Annotated in this window: 11 protein-coding genes and 2 pseudogenes; 6 read left to right on the forward strand and 7 right to left on the reverse strand. The window is 48.5% G+C overall.

Going from position 1 to position 19,981, the window contains the following annotated elements; genetic code table 11:
* Positions 1-504: 504 nt before the first annotated feature.
* On the forward strand, positions 505-1,713 hold the full coding sequence (locus tag KVT28_RS24185) for a type II restriction endonuclease (RefSeq protein WP_305801782.1): 1,209 nt from the start codon (positions 505-507) through the stop codon (positions 1,711-1,713).
* Positions 1,714-1,751: 38 nt separating this feature from the next.
* Here KVT28_RS24185 and KVT28_RS24190 read toward each other — a convergent pair whose 3' ends face one another.
* From KVT28_RS24190 to ssb, 4 genes and pseudogenes are all read right to left on the reverse strand, one after another.
* Positions 1,752-3,185 (reverse strand): DNA cytosine methyltransferase, encoded by a 1,434-nt coding sequence (locus KVT28_RS24190; RefSeq protein ID WP_217550643.1) that lies wholly within the window; start codon positions 3,183-3,185, stop codon positions 1,752-1,754.
* 910 nt (positions 3,186-4,095) lie between these two features.
* Complete coding sequence (locus KVT28_RS28235; RefSeq protein WP_368734937.1) at positions 4,096-4,380, reverse strand: conjugation system SOS inhibitor PsiB family protein; 285 nt, start codon at positions 4,378-4,380, stop codon at positions 4,096-4,098.
* Positions 4,311-4,466: pseudogene (locus KVT28_RS28240) on the reverse strand (conjugation system SOS inhibitor PsiB family protein); the annotation flags it as partial. The pseudogene KVT28_RS28240 and the gene KVT28_RS28235, both read right to left, overlap by 70 nt.
* 299 nt (positions 4,467-4,765) lie before the next feature.
* Positions 4,766-5,338, reverse strand: coding sequence for a single-stranded DNA-binding protein (gene ssb / locus KVT28_RS24205; protein ID WP_217550649.1), 573 nt, complete (start codon positions 5,336-5,338; stop codon positions 4,766-4,768).
* Between the two features lie 1,227 nt (positions 5,339-6,565).
* On the opposite strand from ssb, the gene KVT28_RS27890 reads away from it, so the two are divergent.
* The 3 genes from KVT28_RS27890 to KVT28_RS24215 all read left to right on the forward strand — a co-directional run bounded on the left by KVT28_RS27890 (position 6,566) and on the right by KVT28_RS24215 (position 8,085).
* Entirely contained in the window at positions 6,566-6,718 is a 153-nt protein-coding gene (locus KVT28_RS27890; RefSeq protein ID WP_254633639.1) for a hypothetical protein, read from the forward strand.
* A 113-nt stretch (positions 6,719-6,831) separates the two neighbouring features.
* Positions 6,832-7,056, forward strand: a complete 225-nt coding sequence (locus tag KVT28_RS28245) for a hypothetical protein (protein WP_368734938.1) — start codon at positions 6,832-6,834, stop codon at positions 7,054-7,056.
* 792 nt (positions 7,057-7,848) lie between these two features.
* Positions 7,849-8,085: a DUF4113 domain-containing protein gene (locus tag KVT28_RS24215; protein ID WP_217550651.1), complete on the forward strand. Its 237-nt coding sequence runs from the start codon at positions 7,849-7,851 to the stop codon at positions 8,083-8,085.
* 1,103 nt (positions 8,086-9,188) lie between these two features.
* Here the strand turns inward: KVT28_RS24215 and KVT28_RS24220 are convergent.
* The 3 genes from KVT28_RS24220 to KVT28_RS24230 all read right to left on the reverse strand — a co-directional run bounded on the left by KVT28_RS24220 (position 9,189) and on the right by KVT28_RS24230 (position 16,164).
* Positions 9,189-10,145: a ParB/RepB/Spo0J family plasmid partition protein gene (locus tag KVT28_RS24220; RefSeq protein WP_217550653.1), complete on the reverse strand. Its 957-nt coding sequence runs from the start codon at positions 10,143-10,145 to the stop codon at positions 9,189-9,191.
* Positions 10,145-11,311 carry a plasmid-partitioning protein SopA gene (sopA, locus tag KVT28_RS24225; protein ID WP_217550656.1) on the reverse strand — a complete coding sequence of 389 codons (1,167 nt, stop codon included), beginning with the start codon at positions 11,309-11,311 and terminating at the stop codon, positions 10,145-10,147. The genes KVT28_RS24220 and sopA overlap by 1 nt, the downstream gene beginning before the upstream one ends.
* 1,160 nt (positions 11,312-12,471) lie before the next feature.
* Positions 12,472-16,164, reverse strand: a complete 3,693-nt coding sequence (locus KVT28_RS24230) for a hypothetical protein (protein WP_217550658.1) — start codon at positions 16,162-16,164, stop codon at positions 12,472-12,474.
* Between the two features lie 611 nt (positions 16,165-16,775).
* Between KVT28_RS24230 and KVT28_RS24235 the strand changes: the two genes are divergently transcribed.
* Together KVT28_RS24235 and KVT28_RS24240 are read left to right on the forward strand one after the other, a co-directional pair.
* Entirely contained in the window at positions 16,776-17,651 is an 876-nt protein-coding gene (locus KVT28_RS24235; protein WP_254633640.1) for a RepB family plasmid replication initiator protein, read from the forward strand.
* Between the two features lie 951 nt (positions 17,652-18,602).
* Positions 18,603-19,639 (forward strand): annotated as a pseudogene (locus KVT28_RS24240) (IS3 family transposase).
* The last annotated feature ends 342 nt before the right edge of the window (positions 19,640-19,981 follow it).

Here is a 19,981-nt window from a genome sequence, read left to right on the forward strand (position 1 = left end):
AGCTGATTAATGATCAACTTAAGGATTAAGTCTGATTTCAGCCATTCTCATCGAAAATAAATTACAGAAACATCCTGTTCCATCTGCGTAACAAAGTTTAATACCACAACTTTACTTTAGATTTGAAAGTCATTTTTGTAATTTGTACTAATGATCCAGCGACGTCCCTCTCTCTTCTAACGCTTCATTCATAAGAACAGCCTTACCTTCAACCTACCGACGGAGGTGTTTTAGCTGATGAAGAAGTCAGCTTCCTGAATGCGCTCGCAGTTGCCATCAGACCCGAAACGCGTCTTCTAACGATTGGGCGGAGCTTGCCGGCTTGCTGGTTAACGGAGTGGATCTTTGCCGGAGAACAGGATGCGGCCGCCTGGGCAGCGTTACTGCTTCCTGACAACTGTCGGTTTAAGTTGCACAGTAATAATCCCTTTAAGCCTTGCTGGCTGCTTTTGTCTGACTATGAAAAAATGGCGAATTGAATTTCAGGACAACAGAGGGATGTGTATGTCAACTTTTCATAACTGGCTACATGAGATCGCAGGCGGGAATTACTTTCTTTATATAAAACGCCTTTCCGCCAATGACACCGGCGCAACAGGAGGTCATCAGGTCGGGCTTTATATCCCTTCCGGTATGGTTGAAAAACTGTTTCCGTCTATCAACCATACGCGCGAACTGAACCCTTCAGTCTTTCTCACTGCACATGTGTCATCGCATGACTGCCCGGACAGCGAAGCCAGAGCAATTTATTACAATAATCGCCATTTTGGCAAAACCCGGAATGAGAAAAGAATCACTCGCTGGGGAAGAGGCAGCCCACTTCAGGACCCTGAAAATACCGGAGCCCTGACGCTTCTGGCTTTCAGTCTTGATGAGCACCGTGTAGACAGTACCGCCGTAGATATCTGGGTCTGCGTCAACCCTGACGAAGAGGACCTTATCGAGACTGCTATCGGTGAAGTCATCCCCGGCACGCTTATATCCGGGCCTGCCGATCAAATACTGGGCGGCCTGTCTCTCCGGCAAGCACCTGTTAATCATAAATACATTATCCCGGAGGGCTGGGAGCAGCGCTTTCCGTCTGGAAATGAAATTATTGAGTATGCCGCCGGCCATTATGTGAAGCATTCCGATGATCCGGATGAGCAGCTTATTGACCGCCGGCGCGTCGAGTACGACATTTTTCTGCTGGTTGAGGAACTCCACGTTCTGGACATCATCCGGAAAGGATCTGGCACAGTGGATGAATTCATTGCGCTGGCCAACTCAGTCAGTAATCGCCGCAAATCCCGGGCTGGAAAGTCACTTGAGCTGCACCTGGAGCATCTTTTTATTGAGCACGGGCTGCGACACTTTGCCACGCAGGCTGTCACGGAGGGCAATAAAAAGCCGGACTTTCTGTTCCCCTCCGCTGAGGCCTACCACGATGACGAGTTTCCTGCACAAGATCTGCGTATGCTGGCAGTCAAGACCACCTGTAAAGACCGCTGGCGCCAGATACTGAATGAAGCCAACAGAATTTCCCCGGTTCACCTGTTTACGCTGCAGGAGGGAGTGTCACAGACGCAGTACAGGGAAATGCAGGCGGAGGGAGTCAGGCTGGTCGTGCCGTCTTCATTACACAAAAAATATCCGGAAGCGGTAAGGGAGGAACTAATAACGCTGGGTGCATTTATTGCCGAGCTGACAGGTCTTTACGCCGCTCTTCCTTAATTAACTAATCTCCCGGCATAGCATGCCGGGAGATTCACTCAAATGTCTTCTGCCTTAGCAGCATCGGCTGAAACGGCTTTCAGAATGTAAGGTTCCAGCAGTCTTGCTACCGCTTCAAACACTGGTACCACAACGGAATTACCAAATTGCCGGTAAGACTGTGTGTCAGACACCGGAATGCGGAAAGGCTTCCCGTCAGGCTTTTCGAAGCCCATGAGGCGCGCGCATTCACGCGGCGTCAGCCTGCGGGGACGGTTCATCTGATTTTCTTCGTTCGCAAAGTCTGTTTCACCTGTGGCCATATCCCAGCCACGATCTATCAGAATTTCAGAACCGTCTTTGTGATAGCGGGCAGAGAGCGTGCGGGCAACGCTTTCCTTGTTCGCAGGATTGACGAGGCCAAAACCGAAACCGTTGCCCTTAGCCGCGTGCTTTTTGGCGTAGTTATAGAGATATTCCCAGAGCTTTGGCGTCAGGATATATTTGCTGTCTACCACAGGCTCCAGCAGCTCGCCAAATGACGGACGCTGTTCCGGATAAAAACGACTGACGTCGCACAGGGTAAAGCCCTTGTGAATATTCCGGTCGCGGCGAAAGCCGACCAGAACGATACGTTCACGGTGCTGAGGCAGGAAGTGCTTTCCGTCGATGACTTTAGGATCGCTTTTGCCCATGACTGCGGCATCCGATACTTCATAGCCCAGCTCGTCCAGGGTCTCCATGATGACTTTGAAGGTTTTACCCTTGTCATGACTCTTCAGGTTTTTGACGTTTTCCAGCACAAAAACAGCCGGTTTTTTGGCGCGAATAATGCGCGCCACATCAAAGAAAAGCGTTCCCTGCGCTTCACATTCGAAACCGTGCGCCCGTCCGAGCGAGTTTTTCTTACTCACGCCAGCCAAGCTGAACGGCTGACAGGGAAAACCTGCCAGAAGTACATCATGATCAGGGACATGCTCGTCAATGTAGGCATAAGCCTCGGTTTCGGGCACTTCAGGTTTATCACTGAGCGTCACTTCCCGGATGTCGAGATTAAACGTATGTGCCTGCTCATCGTTAAACCAGTTGGCTTTGTATGTGCGTACAGCCTCTTTATTCCATTCGCTGGTAAACACGCACTGGCCACCAATAGCTTCAAAGCCTTTTCGTATACCGCCAATGCCGGCAAACAGGTCAATGAACCGGAAAGCGTAATCCGGGTGATGCGCAGGCGCTTCCGGCAGCATTTTTCGCAGAAGCGCTTCTTCGGCTGACGTCAGCGACTTCGGCGGGCACTTGCCGTTGATCCAGCGATTTAGCGTCTCGCGACTCCATTCGTTTTTACCGACTTTTCTGAGCAGCTCAGCCACATATTTCTGGTCATAGATTTCCAGAACCTGCCCGATGAGTTTTTTATCATTTTCCTGACGCTGTTGTTCTTCAGCTGCTGCCTTCTCAAGCAAATCCTGAGCCAGTAATTCAAATTCAGACATGTCGCCTCCATAGGGTCTTATGGGTGAAACTTTATCACTCATATGACCCAGAGGGAAACTTTTAGTATGGATATTTAAACAGTATTTTCAATACGCACCCACTTAACTCTCACGGGGTGAGTCTCAGTCAAGACTTCATATAAGGTGGCTCGTTACAGTAAACCTATGTTTAAAATAGTACTCAGGCTATGCGTGTTATTCCTGATTGTCCCTCAGCAACAAGTATGTTCCAACTTAACACATTAACTTCGCGAAGATTTTTAAGCCCCTTTAGGGGGTAACAATCCTGTCCTTCCTCGCCACCCGGGGTTGCATTGCGTTTAAAACCCGCACAGGCGGGCTCTTTGTTAAAAAAAGACGATGCCGCTAAGCATCGTCAATACGAATTTGCCATCAATGTATATCCCTCGTGAAGGACCTGAACACTATCGGCAAACTGTCCTAAAAAATTAACAGGTCTGACCGGTTTGATGATTCTGTCTGTGGACAGACGTAGAGATTCAGATGTCAGAAACTTCTTTCTACTCAGAACCTCCGCGTAAGCTGACGCCAGACCCACGTCATGTCCGGGAGATCGTTCACCCGTGCACCACAACGACGCCAGTGCAAATACGATTGCCGTAACGTGTAGGCAGTCTGGCTGGCCAGCTCTGTTTTTGCTTCGCAGATAAGCTTTTCCTAGGCGTTCGCCAGGTTTTTGCATCGCCTGCACGGAACGTTCCCGCGCAGCGATTTTGGACAGTAAAACAACTTCAGTAGCATCAGTAATGCTGAAACCGTTGCGGGAGCGCTGTCAGATTTTTTTTGGAGGCCAGCGGCTTTGAAGGCTTTCGAAGGATTTGCCGCTACGTTCTGCAGGCTACATACCTTTTGCCATTGCAGGGGATGCATGGTGCCATTGCAGGTATCATCATTGATGGGAGCATTCATGACCTCCTTTTCTGCCCAATACAGCCACAATTTCCGCCGGTGCGATACGTGCAGACACCATTTCTTCAACCCGCACCAGCAACTCACCAATCCTATGCAGCTCGAAACATTCGATGTTCAGGATGTAGAGTCTGGTGTGATCTGGTATTGCCCATATAAGCCCATGCCAGAGAGGCGAATCGCTCTCCGGGCTCATTATATCGATTGTGACGCGCAGTTTTTCCGGTGCGTCAGGCCCTGACTTACCGGTAATAAGCCGCCCCACTCCCCCCTGCACTCGCAATCAATCACCCAAACTTTGCTGAGCTGCAGGGCATTCAGCACGGCACCACACAATCGCCGGTGGAACTCTTCGCCACGTGCGCTTCAGGGCTCAAAGTCACCCGGACTAGACGTAATTAAGCATTGCAGCGTCACGCTCTCATAGCGTGTCATCTCACCACTGTGGCTGCTCATATAACCGCCAGCCAGCCGACCGTAATAGCGGGATAGCTTGCCGCCACAAATATTATCTTTAGACTGAATAACTGACATATCGGATTCGTTATAATTTGATTGTCACACCCTGTGCGGAGTTGCAGCTCCGCCAGGGCACTCGCTTCGAGTAGTCGCGGCTCTTAACGGTTCCGCTTCCGCGGAACCTGTCTTAATTAAAATGGGATCGGATCTTCAAAGTCTTGCGGCGGTGGCGGATAGTTTCCGGGCTCTGGCCATTGCGGCTGCGGTGCTGACTGCGGCTGTGCCGGGCAGGTCGAGCCCTTTCCTCCTTTGCCACCTTTACCGCTGGCGCTATCCCGAGTCGCAGTATGATTCTGAACCGCGTCCGATGGCGGAACCTGATTTCCCGGCATTTCCGTTGAACCAGTGTGACCGGCGCGCCCACCCAGCATCTGCATCGTACCGCCGGCATTGACGACCACTTCCGTGGTGTATTTATCCTGTCCGTCAGTGCCCTGCCATTTACGGGTGCGCAGCTGCCCCTCAATGTAGACCTGCGCGCCTTTGCGCAGATATTCCCCTGCAACTTCGGCGAGCTTTCCGAACAGCACCACGCGGTGCCATTCTGTGAACTCCTTATTTTCACCGGTATGCTTATCCCGCCAGTTTTCTGACGTTGCCAGCGTGATGTTTGCCACCGCACCGCCGTCTGGCATGTAGCGCACCTCAGGATCCTGCCCCAGATTGCCGACCAGAATGACTTTATTGACGCCTCGTGCTGCCATACTTCTTCTCCTCTCTAACTGAGTTGTTCACCCCATCACCCGTTGAGTTTCGGGAGCCGCGGTGTTGACGTTTTTGTGGAACTCGGCTGGTTCAATCCTCCGGTATTCACTTCACCCGTTTGAGATCCTTCGCCGCGAGGGCGTCAACCAGCGCGGGGGATGGCAGGCGTCCGGGGCGCCGGGGACATTTTTTTCTGGTCTAACGCAGTGGCCGGACAAAAATTTTCCCGGCGTTCATCCCATCCTGGACGACCAGGTCGCCTGTGCTTGTCTCAGCCCCGGAGAAAGGACTTAAACGGTGATGACTGAAGGAATGGACAGCATGATGCAGCGGCAACTGTGGCTGAGCGGCAGCGAAACGGCGTTGCACCTCAGAACGGCGGGCAGTCTGGCCGCCGCGGTTATCTGATTGCCGGGGTGACGCGGTAGAGAACCGGAAAGGCGTGCGCGCCTCCGGCCAACTGTGAGTAAAGTCAGCCGTCAGGATTCAGGTTCATATGCACCAAGGGGCGCCAGACAGAGCTTCGGCATAGAAGATAATGGAGAGGTGGGCTCCATAACCTGTCTCTTATTCAAAACCTTCCATAGAACGAAAGCTAATCATACTGATGAGCATAATGGTAAAAACCCCACGACATGCATTTCAGAGAATCGCCAGTACGCCTGCAAAGTTTCCTGACGCTTGATGGCAATCACAGATGTGCTGATACCACCCAGAATACGTCACCAAAGTTCTGCGATTCTGCTACCGGTTAAAAGGGCTAATTAACCCTGAGACAAAACAGTGATGTGGATTATCCACATCTGCGCTGCACATCCGGCAAATAAAGCTGTGGATAATCTGCTGCACCGCCCGCCAGCGGAAGGTCGATGCGTAATGGTTATTTTTTGAATAATCATTGCGAAATAATATGAGACGTTTCAGAGCTAGTGAAAATTAACATCCCCCCTCCCCTACGCTCCAGCATCTTGCGGCGTGGTAAAAGTCAGTTAATGATACTGTAATTATATACAGCACACTGACAGGAGATGTGATCATGTTTCACACCCTCAGGCTAATCAATCCGCCTCAAAATTTTCCACGGATTTAGGCCACTTTTTTTTGAAGCGCGTACCCTGCTGGTCCCCATCCATCTTGCAGGACTATGTCGAACAGGAGCTGGATCTTAATGAACATCTTCTAGCCCCTCGTTCAAGCATCTTCCTCCTTAAGCTGAGAGTAACAGCATGCAGGATATCGGACTTCACGAGGGCGATCTGCTTATCGTTGCTCGGTTATGGAAACCAGAGTACGCCGACGTTGATATTGCAGAGGGCTTTGGTGAGTTTACCTTCAAGCGCCTGCTCATAAAGCCACACGGTCCGGTTCTTCAGCCCTAAATCCTGCCTATCTGATCATAACGACCGATCCAGAGTCCCTGCAAATTGTTGGCGTCGTGATCCTTTTTGTTCATACACCCGACGGAGAAACTGAGGTGTTTGGCTTGACCGGTATGAACTCGTTTCACGCAAGCGTTAAGAATGCCTTCCAGCCTTCACTGAGTAATGCACGTGCCTACATTCTTACAAATAAAGAAGGCAGCGTGATCGCTTGCAGTAAAGAGGCTAAGAAATACATTAAGATAGGTGAAACCTGCTCCAAGATTAAACATCAGCAGTACCCCGTTAAGATCCTCTTTATCTCCATCAATTTATGCGAATTATTATTCCATGAGTAAACGCATGATGTCCTGCAATGAGGAGATGGTTCCCCGGCTGGTGGTTTACCCCGTCGACGAAGGGTTCTGTGACTGTCGGGGGATGGATACGACAATGACCTATGAAAACTTTGGCAGAATGATCCTTCCTCACGTCCTACAGTGCACCGGCCTGGCTGTGGGCTGAGGGCTGGCAACAACGACAACGCTCGCAAAATCTGCCCAGTGAACGGGCAAAGAATGGCCCTTAATTTCACGCGTGCTGGCATTAACGCCTGATAACCCCGGTCGCATTGAGGCGATGCTTTCCAGACAGTCTGTTGAGAAAATCTGGGGTGTTCGCTCAAGGATAGGCAAACGACTTAATCTTCTTGGCATTAAACCACGCTCGATCTTGCCCGCACCTCCCCTATTTTAATCCTTAAAAATTTTAGCGTCCCGCTGGTACGGACTGTGCGGGAGCTCAACGGCGAAGCCTGTATTGAGATGGAGAATGCCCCTCCGCCAAAGCAGCAAATCGTTGCCAACCGCAGTTTTGGAGAACGTATTACAATCTATGATCCGATACGCCAAGCCATTTGTACCGACACAGAACGCGTTGGCGAAAAGCTGATTGCTGATCGGCAGTGCTAACATCACGTGTCGGTTTTTATCCGCACGTCACCCTTTTATACCGGTCAGCCCGGTTATGGCAGCACGCCGTATGTTAGGCTGCGGGTCGGGCACTTAGGACATCCGTGACATTAATGAGGCCGCCAAAAGTCGCTCAACACCATCTGGCGGCCCGGCTTCCGTTACGCAAAAGCTGGCATCATGCTTGATGAGCTGAGACCGACCGGCATTGTGCAACTCATTCTGTTGGATGAAGAAACTTCGCGTCCCGGCAGTGAGGCGCTGATGAATCTGATGGATAAAATGAACAGGACAGGAGGATACAACATTGGGTTTGCTGGTAAAGGTATGCAGTCAGAATGGAGGATGAGGCAGGAGATGCTCAGTGAGGTATGGGCAACAAACTGGATGCTGATCCCCGTTGCAAAAGTCTGTTAGGCAGAGGGCCTTCTAAGAATCGAATAATCAAAGTTACTAGGCTCTGGTAACTTGGACCACGGTCCCAGGCGAGCTGTCCCCGCTTTATACCACCGTTTACGACAAGGTCAAACCTCAGGTGTCAGGACGATTCAGCATATATTCCCACCAGAATTGTTAAACTGGAGAACGGCATTAGAATATGAAATCTGCATTTTTTTATCTGGGACCGCGGTCCCGGTTACCACACGGGTAGGAAAGCGCAACGAATGTCTGCCAGTCAAAGATGCGTGTCGATGTCGGCACATCAATCAAGAATGTGGTCTTACCGCTTGCTGGGACCGCGGTCCCAGTTAGTGGGTCGTTGCATACTGCCGACGCGTTAATTGACAGTGACATGGTTAAGACACCGTATAACTGACGGCGCCACCATCCGTCGTGCTTTGTGTCGCAAATAAACGGCAACATGTAATGGCTGATGAATTTTGAATCGTTCCTCGGCCGTGATCAGCATGCATGCTGAATGGTACATATCGAAAGTCCGCATGTGGAAACCCGGACTCATTCGCCGCAGCTGGGAGAAGTTATACCTCGGCCCATCGGCCAAAAAACCTTTTTTAGATATCCGGTAAGACATCCTATGAGGTCTTACTGGATACTGGGACCACGGTCCCAGATAGAAATCAAGCATGACTAACATGCTGATGCCGCAGTGATGATTAAGTCACAAACAAGCGCAAGATTCTTATCCTTATCGGAGGTAAGCCGGGTATCCCCACTAAAGGAATAAATGCACGGTGCCTGGCTGGGACCGATTATGATTCGGAGTTCTCATAGCAGAGCAGATAGCCCTGACAAGGGACGTTGTGACCGGAACAGTATCGTTTTGTGCTCATCGGCAGGAACATGAAAATGAAAGTCTGAAGTGGGAGCCGGGGCATAAGAAGGGCGGCAGGAATGCAGAGTGGGGCCGCGGTCCCAGGGAGAGAAGAGGTATACCTGCACGGATTGTACAGCGCCGTACATTAATCGGTACAGTGGATTGTATGCTTGAAGGAGGCTGGGACCACGGTCCCAGGAGTTAACGACGTTCCAGCGCTGGGACCGTGGTCCCAGCTAAATTTTCAGTGCTTCAGCTGAGTTAACAGTTCTTCAAACCGGGCAATAAGTGACTCAGGGACCTTGGTTTTATCTAGACTGAATAACACCTTATTGCCCTTATACTGGACCGAGGCACCAGCCGCAAAATCTTTCTTAATGGCAGGCTCCCGGACTAAAGATGCGCTTTTCGTCAGCGCCTTATTCAGGTCCTGCAAGATCTCTTCTGAATCATAAAGAAGGCCGTTTTTGCGGCCTGCCATCAGGGTCTGCGCCTGTTCATTCAGCAAAGCTTCTTTGCCCTCAAATGCCTTGAATAACTGATCACCCGCCCTGGCCGAAAGTTCACCCGGATGTGAGAAGAGCGAGAGCACGTCATGTGGCAGCTTCGATGTGTTGACGCAGCGCGTAATGACTTTACGGGAAATGGCTTCTGCATCGGCGAGCGCAGAGATGTTATTTGCAAACTCTTTTTCCAGCCGCATCGCGTAGCGCCTGCCGCGTTCGTATGCGCTGGTGGGCCGGTAATCATTGCCGAGCTTGCACAGCGCGTCCATCTGTTCATCGTCCAGATCGCCCGTCAGTACGCGATATTCAGATGACGTCAGGATGGCCGTCATGCGGCGGCGGCTGCCGTCGGCCACTTCTATCCCGTCCTTGACCAGACGACCAAACGCCGGGTTCTGCTGGCCGTTCAGCAGGAATGAAGGGATGAGATCGTCAAGGGCCTCTTCCGTCAGAAACGCCTGCACACGCTCATTGCCGCCCCAGACGCTGGTGTACTTTTCTACCTGACCGGCTGGCACGGTTTCTAGCGTGAACTTAACATCTCGTCCGCACACGGGGAGGATAATCGAATTCCCTTTGGTCATGCTGCCAACCCGGGCGATCAGTGAATCGACCATCGGGGCAGCAGGCGCAGCGGAAGGAGCTGGCGAAGAAGAAGAGGGCGATGCTTTTGGAATAATAGGTGCACGTTTCATCAGCGGATCTCCCAGCGCGGCTTGATCAAGCGATCAAAGATTTCGTTGCAGACGGGCTCCCAGATGGCCAACGCATTTCTCCACGCGCCAGTCGAAGAACGTTGGTCGATGGCTTGTTCAAACACGGTGCGCATCCTTATCTGTCCTTTGCCTACCTCATCGGTTTCACGAACGACATTTTTGAGCACCATGCCGCCCCAGGCATCACGGATCTGCTCTTCCATCCACGGCGACTGCGAGCCGTTGTTGTTGCTGTACTTAGTGAGCAGAATCCTGACGTCCGGCTCAAACCCCTGCAGGTCGACGTTCTTCAGCAGGTCGCGGAGCATGTCAAAGAACTGCAAAGCTGAGGTGTAGTCAAAGAGCTCTGCCGGCGTCGGTACAATCAGCACGTCGGCCGCGCACACCACGTTGATGGTCCCGATCCCGAGGTTTGGCGCGCTGTCGATAACGACCACGTCATAGTCCTGTGCCACCGACTCGATGGCGAGCCGGAGCATCATGTGGGGCTCTGTAGGCAGCTTACCATCATCGTAGCGCCCCATGAGTTCAGTTTCAATACGGTGTAGTGCCAGGCAGGACGGGATGATATCCAGCCCCGGCCAGCAGGTCGGCCTGACAGCATAGAACGCGTCATCGCGCTCGCCGAGGTAGAAGGGCAGTAGTGTATCTTCGGCATGAATGTGTAGGTCGGGCACCCAGCCGTGATACATGGAGGCCGTCCCCTGAGGATCGTTCCCCTCAACCAGCAGCACCCGCAGGCCTTTGAGCGCCAAATCCTGCGCTAGGTGAACCGACACGGAGGTCTTGTAGACACCTCCTTTGTGCGCCGCCACGCCAATTACGGGAGGGATACTTTCATCGGGCCGGCGCAGGCGGGTACCGAAAACATCTCTCATGTGATTGATCTGTTCGATGGTATAACCCACGCGCTGCTCCACCCGTCCGCGCATCTCCAGATCGGGGTAGGGGAGTCGGCCGACCTTTTCGGCATCACGGATAGCCTGAGGCGAAACGCCAATCAGATCGGCCGCTTCGCCAACGCGCCAGCGTCGCGTGATCTTACGTGCCTCTGGGCTGTCATCGTTAAACTGCGCTACGGCAATCGCGCGGGTCATTTCATGTCCGGCGGCGATGCACTGGTCCAGCGTATTCATCAGTCCCACACACTTCTCCTTATTGACTTTGCATAAACTAATTAAATCTTGATATTTAATGCAAAGCAACACCAAACTTGCAAATGAAGCTATTCAGTGCAAAGTTTATGAAATCTGCACCGCAGAAATGTGCCATATATCCGCCTCGCTAGGGCGCCGTCGTCGTGCGCAGCAGCTCCAGGGCAGCTCCCTGAACCACACCATTGCCCGGCTGGCATGTCCAGCGCAAACACTTTCGTATACTCATCAGTGGAATCAAATTTCTCGAGGTCAAGCAGTGCCTGGAGCTCTTGGGGTGAGCGTGGTTGTGGAGCATGTGTATGGCAAAGCTGTGGAAGAAGGTGTGTGGCGACAGCTCGGTTGTGAGGCGGAACCCGCCGCATGCTACGTAGTCAACAACTCGGGTCAGCCAGTTACGCACCGTGCGTTCTAAATCCGCTTAGACAGGCAGCGCGCGACGTTCGTCTGTCTAAGCGTTAGACTGAAACTCCTCTCTAGAGCTCATAAACGGCCTTCTCATATCGTCAACGTAGGCTAGATCGAAGAGCGGCACCACGCAGTTGGCGCTTTTCTCCCGCACCTCGTTGATACGCACGCCGGTGTTCCAGAGCGTGTTAATCAGCGCGTGCTACGTCCAGTCGGCGACGTGATGGAGCAGGGCGCCTATCTCAGGGGTTAGCAGTTAGCGGGGAGGTCGGCGTTGGCCGTCGCCATGGCGCGCAGTGCCAGCGCCCATTCGAAGTCCGGCTGCGCGATTGGAGTGGCTAGAGTGCTTAGCGTGGGAAGCGTCATTTAACTCTGTGTTTATCTAGCGACGCTACATGAATTCTGCAGGGGAAAGGTCCGGAAACTTTTCCAGAATTCACGTAGCGACGTTTCGTCTTGATAGAGCTATTTTCGCCGGATTTGGTGACGGAGGCCACGTTAAAACCCGCACTGCGGCGGCTGGGATCCATTTTTTCCGTTTTCAGCAAATATTCCAGAAAACGGAAACAGATAGTTGCCGGACAGGTAGGAAAAAGATCCGTGCGGGATCCTGCTCAGCCTGGAACCAGTGGGTCGGATGAGTACCGCCGGTTTAAACGCCGGCAGTGGCGCTTGGCGCGGCTTTCATGAAATGACCGAAAGCGCAAAGGCCTGACGATACACAACTGAGGATGACGCGACCTTTATTCTTTTCCGGGTGGCACAACAATATGGCGAGGGATTTTGACGTGAAACTTACCATCACCGCGTGGCTCTGTATCCTGAACCAGGCCAGCATCGGATAATAACGTCAAAAAGTCGAGCATACGGCTGCTGTCTACGGCATCGAACGTCGACTCGGTTAATCGGTAGAAGATTTTTTCTAGCCCGGGCTCCGATGTTTGTCTACTGCACTCTCGCAGCTGTTCTCTGTCCTTTAATCCTCCGAGAACAAGTGATTTAAATAAATTATCCTTAAGATCTGGGTTATTAGTGACGGTAAGAAGATTTATTTTTACTTCCTCTGGCAAGTCTAAGTCAATTACGGGCAGGCCGACATAATATTCATCAGATATAGCTGCAAGGGATTTTTTGAACGGAATGCTGAATGAAGGTGACTTCATAATATTCGACATCAGTAGACCGGTGACGCGATCATTTACGTCACGCAAAGTATAATATTCAGTATGAAGCAGGAACTCTTCTGAAAAGAAGCTGAACCAGGAAATAAACAGCGAGATATCATTCTCAATATTAATCACTGGCAGTTCAGAAACACGTTTGAAATTATCCACATTGAGCACGATCTTATTGTTATCAATAAGCCGCTTCAGGTTGGTTGCACTTATGCGCTCATCAAGATGATACACGTTAATCTCGATGTTAGTTATGAGTTTAAGATAGATTGATTCATCAAGAGCATCATTGCATACCACTTTCACATGAAGCAGATCGTATTTGTCTCCGTCAACAACGCCAGGGCTGCCTGAGGACAGGTCATCAGCGTGTCGGGAGAGGTAACTGGTCAGGATATCCATATCGCAGTATTCGTATATGTATTCCATCAGCGTCGCCCAGTTGGGCTCAATCCGATCGCAGAGATAAAACATATCGTGGAATGAAATTTCACGCTCTTCATGCAGGGTACGCGGTTCGTCAGGCAAGCCGATGAGAGTAGTTATAGTGAAAGGCATTTCTCGTACGACGCTGAGTTTTACATCGTTGCTGAGCCCATCAAGCAACAGCACGTCGCGGACGGTATCTCCTTTCTCATCAGACTGGCTGAATACGTGAAATACAAAGGCATCCGGATGCTGCCTGAAATAACTCATCATTTCGGGTACATAATCTCTGGCCAGCGTCCATGGATATGACTGACCTTCCTTAATAGAAACGTTGTCTTTCTCCAGCAGTGCAGAAACCGCCACACCTACGTTGAGTGAGTTCAGCGCGTACAGACTTTGCCTGCCAACATGTGAGATACACTCCGACTCAATGCTTGTGAGCGGTATGAAAAGTTCACTGAACTTAACGTCCAGCTTCGTGATGTTTTTGAGAAAGCCCGGAACCTGTCTTTCCTGAAGAGAAGAGATGATCCTGCTTCCTTCGGCCTCAATAAACTGGCGAATGCAGACTTCATCTTCAGCCCTTGCAGGTGAGACGGATGAAACGATTTCGGCAATAATCCCAGTACGGCTGTCGTTTTCATCGGCATCACCTAGAATATCAAGTATCTGGCTCAGATAAGTATTTTTATCCAGAGAGGCATATAGAAATTTTTTAAATGTGTCAGTTGAGATGAATTTTTTTCTTAGTTCGTCAAATACATTCAAAATTTGTGTGCCAGACAACCCAAATAAATAAGAAATCATTTCATCTAAAACGGGTGATTTTTTTTCGAGAAGTTCATTGATGATTTGATAGTGAAAGGCGCCGGGTCTAAATATAAGGTTTAAATCTCTAAGCTCCTCTATAACAAGCTCAACGCCATCAAGCTTACTGATCTTGTTGGCATCGGTAACACCCATATCCTGCGCAACTTTCATGATATAACGGCTATCATAGGATGTAATACCTCCTTCCTGGAAGATAGAACGGTAACGCATAAAATCTTGATCAATATAGTTTTCAGACACTAGGAAATAAAGTGCATCTATACCCCTGTTGCACATTTCATTTAATAATGCCTGACGTTGTTCTTTACCCGTCAGGGTATGCTCGCAGGCTTCTTTAATATATTGCTCAGCAAGAATGCCAAACTGTTCTCGACCGATCAATTTAACTACTTCAGAAAGAGGAATGGAATTCTGCCTTCTTATTATCTCTCTGGCATCTCTTAATGATGCCTGAAGAGCAATATATCGTTTGTTTTTTTCATCACCGATTGTTTTTTTACGCGCCAAATATTCATTTAGCAGATCATTCCTCTCAGTCGCAGTGACTTCATGATTATGGCTAGTAAGATTATCTCTTTGACCTATAATAATTTTATTGTTGTAATTCAGCATATCTATGAATGTCTTGTCATCACTCCTTAAAGATTCCGTTGAAATAGTGTGAATATTAGATCCATATCCGTTATCAGAAAGTCTACCGAAGCTCACATGTGCCATTACGGATTCAGGAATAAAACGGTTAATGATGTTATTTCGAATATCTTCAGGGAAGGATGCTTTTTCTTCATTGATCGATTTAATTTCATCAATGAGTTTTTTTTCCTTTTCTTCGAGAGATTTGAAATACTCTACATTCAAGGTTTTACTGTTATAGTTTTCAATCAGCGAATACAGAACACCCATTTTTCTGTCTGCGAGGTTGTAATCATGAGAGAATGTGTTCTTGTAAAATATCATCGCATATTGCTTAACAGGGACGTTAAGATGCCCGACATTGCTAATGAATATTTGATATTCATTAGCAATATTCTGCAGGCAGCGCATATCTTTTATGAAATGGGCTGTAAATTTGAGGCACTGTCTTCCGCCTGGAATCAGATGTCCCATTTTATCATTAAGTAAAGAGTAAGCATTTTTGTTATCCATGTAAGGGATGACAGGAATGATAAAGTCAAAAAACTTTGTTCTTGATTCTGGTTCTGAAAAAACATCATCCCTGACAGAGTAAACAAATCTTAGTGTGTCATTTTCAGAAAGATTATTGTTAACTATCTTGTTGATTTCACGTAATTTAATAAAAATTTCTGGATTTTTTAAGCGACCAAGATCTTCAAATACAACTACCCTGTATTCGCTTAGCTTGGAGAAGAAATAAACAATTTCATCAAGGCAATTATTCAGCAGCGATGATTTTTCGACCTGTGATCCTTCTAATTCTCCGCTTAAAAAAGCAATTTTGCTCAGTTTAATTTTCTTATCAAAGAATCCGGCTCGGGATGCAGAATCGGCAACATAGTATAGCGATAAGAGGCTCAATGCGCATATAAGACCTATATTAATGTAATAGTATTCAGTGATTCTTTCGCCAATATAGGAAGGAATACTGAATAATTCTGCTAACTTCATATGAAAAATCAATGAAATAGCTACACCGGAAGGTACAAGGAATTTTATGATTGCGAAAAAAATTCCTCTGATATGCTTGGAATTTCTGTTGAGTATTCTGTCTATTCTTGAATCAGGCAGCACATCACTGTTTTCTTTATAAAGAATTTGCTGAAGGATGCTTAATTCAACTTGCTGATAACTTGCTTCTTTTGTTTTGCTTTCAGGCATATCGAAGCTGGCAAGTGAGACATTGATAAACTTTCCTGAATGCTTATTTCGGAGGTAAGAATATATGACAGTGCTTTTCCCCGCTCCATAAGGACCCGTGACTGCGATATTTTTAACTTCATTCTTTGACAGAGCAAATTTAATTGCCCTGAAATATTCTCCCATTGATGGGTCGTCAACAATTTTAGCTGTTAATGTATTATAATTGTCATTATTACCATCAATTTCATCGCTGTGTTCATTCTAATTTGTTTTTTTAAAATTATCATTCAAAAATGTACAAATGTCAGTAAAGATTTTTTTTATTACGTTCATTCTACGAATGTCCTTTTCTTTGTAAATGTTATGATTTTCTGAAATTTTTTTTATTTGCTGCTATTACAAATATTTATTGTTTTCAAGATCATTTTGTGTGGTGTTTTTTTGAACTTACATTATGGCAAAGATCGGTCTGCTGTCTACTTTCTGGAAACAGTGGTGAACTCGCATCGAGCATGTCTAGTTGTTGCGCGTGTTTGTACTTATCCACCGATTAGATCAAATAATAAGATCATATTAGGATCAAGTTGAGATCAATAAAGAATAGGATCCGCGCTAACTCACTGTTTTCGGGACTCTAAGAGGATCTAGATACACTGTACCGGGGATCGAATACACTGTGCCGGGTAAATGATCCACTGTACCGGGGAAATAGTACACTGTAACGGGTGGAATTGATCCACTATGGCGGGTACTATAAGGATCTTATCCCCACTGGTCACAAATGAAGAATATCTATGGATAACAGTAATTTAGGGCTAGTAATCAATGAGGAAGTTAAAGATTCAGGTGAAGTTATACATCTGATCCCTAACCTTCGTCAGACGATCCAGCCAAAAGTCCTGCTCCGCCTCGGTGTTTTTGTCCCTACTCTCAAATCCACTGGGAAGGGTGGTCGAAAAAACCACAGCGTAGATGCTACAGACTCTCTTTCCAGATTATCCATTGTAGAGGGTGAGGGATACAATCAGATTCAGATTTATGGCCCACGCCTCGATATGGATACGGATTTTAAGGTCTGGGTCGGCATCGTTTACGCCTTGTCCACGAAAAAGATGGATAAGGATCATCATTTGGAGCTCAATTTCGCGGACTTTGCCAAATACTGTGGCTTTGATACCAAACGCATTGATAAGCAGCTTAAAGAGCGGTTTGACGCTTCTCTTACCCGTATCGCGCGTACGAACATAAGCTTTGTTAAGGCAGTCCCCGGCACAGGCGACCGTATCACCATAAACATGCACCTTGTTGAATCGACTTACTACGACAGCAGCACGGGCAAAATCTTTATTAAACCCAATCAGAAGCTCAATACACTGTACCGGGTAGATGGCAAAACTCGGCTCTATCTGAAGGCTCTTCAGGTACTTTCCCGTAAGGAATCAGCTCAGGCGTTGTACCTGTATCTGGCCGAATTGCCACCGAACTTTTACCGTATCGGTTTTGACCGTTTACGCGAACGCCTGCAGCTGACATCTCATCTGGGCAATCAGAACGCCACAATTAAAAAGGCTCTGCAGCAACTCAATGACATTGGCTTCCTGGAATACTCCGTCGAAAAAGAGGGCAGCGACTACGTCCTCAACATTCTTAAACGCAACCCCAAACTGTGATCCACCCTTCATAGTAGATATCCACTGTGAAGGGTAATTCACCCTGTCCAGTGGAGCGTCTCCTTACCCGCTTTAATGATTGCCGTCATCGGTGGGCTGTCTCGCTTTTCACCTGCCACCACTAATTTTGATAACTGACCTGCCCGTTACAGTGGATCTTTGTGACTTATTTGTCACAGTGTCACTCATATCAATGCTAATTACCCTTTACTGTGTATGAGCATAGGCCTGTCTGCCCGTTACAGTGGATCGACTTCTTGCACGCAGATCCACTGTAACGGGTGCTTTAGGTTACTTTGAAGGTGTTCATCTTACGAAAGCAGCTTTGTTGATCTTTTTTTCAGGTCTGCGTTGCAGGGACTGTTCAATCATTCAACGTATAATGAGTTCCGGTAAGATTACTATGTTAGTTGGTGCTCGCTAACTCGAAGGGCTTTATAGGGAATGGTCAACTCGGTAATGTGTACTCCTTTGATACTTTACATGATCCACTGTACAGGGTAGCGGTATAAGCGTGTCATCCACTGAAGCGGGTGTCCACAGACAAATATTATGTCCACTGTAACGGGTAATTTCAGCTGCAGAGCAAGACGGCCACTAAGTGAACAACTTTACCCGGTACAATGGATCATCAGATGTCTATGGCTTTCACCGTGCCTTAAATTCAAGGTGAACGGTTTAAAAAGTGACATCTACGTTAGTGAAAATAGGGAACATGATCCATTGTGCCGGGAAAGTGAAAAGTAAATGATCCACTGTACCGGGCGAATGATTTCAAACGATCCACTGTACCGGGTCATATGACTGCATTGGGTACATACACTGTTTCGAACATATTGTCGTTACATGAGTTGTGAACCTGACCCGAAATCCTGTTCCACTCACAAGCACTATTTCGGCATGATTTTTACTTCCCTGAGAGAAGGTTGTGCCGACCAAAAGTGACGATTCATCTAAGAGCTGATTGTCATTGCCTTGAATCAGGCTGAGCTGGGTACGTCCGTGCCTGAAATCTGACGTAAGCTGGGCATCTACGATGCCAAGTTTTTCACCTGACAAAAAAAGTACGTCGGGATTTCTCATTCATAACTTAGGCACATGCGGCAGCTCGAGGAAGAAAATCTTCGCCTCAAAAAGCAGGTTTCCGATCTGAGTCTCTACATTGGCATGCTGCACGACGTGCTGGCACCCCTGTGTGAGTGGGTTAGGGATTTACAGACCTGCTACGGTGCCAGTAAAAGACAGGTCTGCTTTGCGCTGCAGATCAGCCGGAGTTCGTTTCGCTACCGATCCGTTGCGCCGGACGACAGCGCGCCAAGACTGCGCATAAGGGAGATAACCGAAATCGGGTCCACTACGGCTACCGCAGGGTGCGCGTCATTCTGAAACGGGAAGGCTGGCGCGATAATCACATGCGCATTTTCCAGCTTTACCGCGAGCAGGGATTATCGTTGCGGTTAAAGCGCCCCTGTCGCAATAAATCTGCGCATAAACGCCAACCTCAGCCGAAGGGGCTGTATTCCAACCACGTATGGCATATGGATTTTGTCACCGATGCGTTGTTTGACGGGCGCTGGCTTCGCCTGCTGATGGTAATCGATCTCTATACGCGGGAGTGTCTGGAGCTCTGCGAGGGCCAGAACCTGCGGTCTTGAGAAGTGGCTGAGATGCTGAATAACATTGCGCTGAGGCGAACGCTACCATAGCACCTGAAAAAAGATGATGGTTTTGAATTTGCGAGAAAAATGCTGGGACAAACGTGATATCCGGATGACTTCTCACGACCGGGTACGCTCACAGTTAATGCCGCGGTGGAATCATTCAACGGCAGGCTGCGGCAGGAATGCCCGAACGTGAACTGGTTTATGTCGATGGAGGATGCCTGGTGCAAAATCGAAACCTGGCGCATACACTGTAACCAGAGTCGTTCCCAGTCTGCGCTGGTCTGGATGACCCCATCCGAATTCGCCGAAAAATCTGCCGGTTGACAGAATAAGCAATCTACCTGAAGCCGGTTATTCCTGAATCATGTTCGGGGGTAAGAGTCACAAAAATATTACTAACAGATTGTTATATATATCACTGGGGTGCAGGTCAGCCCAACCCGCAGGCTTTCTTGCAAACATGTGGTGAACAACTACAAGGTACGTCCACCGCTTGCCTGTCCAGATGTACGTCACGTCGCTACACCATACGAGGGACACCAAGAGTAGTCAGACCAAGAAATCGTAATTTACTTGGAAAGTAACTTACACAGTCTTACTGTAACTGATAATGGATCAGATGTAGTTTTATAGTATTGAGGTAGCAAGTCTTTATAGCACAGCAGC

Origin of the sequence: Pantoea sp. GbtcB22, assembly GCF_019091025.1 — a bacterium.
Classification (GTDB): domain Bacteria; phylum Pseudomonadota; class Gammaproteobacteria; order Enterobacterales; family Enterobacteriaceae; genus Pantoea; species Pantoea leporis.

Bases quoted from the DNA above. Each gene is read 5' to 3' on its own strand.
- KVT28_RS24230 (WP_217550658.1), bottom strand. From the start codon at position 16,164: ATGGGAGAATATTTCAGGGCAATTAAATTTGCTCTGTCAAAGAATGAA.
- KVT28_RS27890 (WP_254633639.1), top strand. From the start codon at position 6,566: ATGCAGGATATCGGACTTCACGAGGGCGATCTGCTTATCGTTGCTCGG.
- KVT28_RS24235 (WP_254633640.1), top strand. From the start codon at position 16,776: ATGGATAACAGTAATTTAGGGCTAGTAATCAATGAGGAAGTTAAAGAT.
- KVT28_RS24185 (WP_305801782.1), top strand. From the start codon at position 505: ATGTCAACTTTTCATAACTGGCTACATGAGATCGCAGGCGGGAATTAC.
- ssb (WP_217550649.1), bottom strand. From the start codon at position 5,338: ATGGCAGCACGAGGCGTCAATAAAGTCATTCTGGTCGGCAATCTGGGG.
- KVT28_RS24190 (WP_217550643.1), bottom strand. From the start codon at position 3,185: ATGTCTGAATTTGAATTACTGGCTCAGGATTTGCTTGAGAAGGCAGCA.
- KVT28_RS28245 (WP_368734938.1), top strand. From the start codon at position 6,832: ATGAACTCGTTTCACGCAAGCGTTAAGAATGCCTTCCAGCCTTCACTG.
- KVT28_RS24220 (WP_217550653.1), bottom strand. From the start codon at position 10,145: ATGAAACGTGCACCTATTATTCCAAAAGCATCGCCCTCTTCTTCTTCG.
- KVT28_RS24215 (WP_217550651.1), top strand. From the start codon at position 7,849: ATGCTTGATGAGCTGAGACCGACCGGCATTGTGCAACTCATTCTGTTG.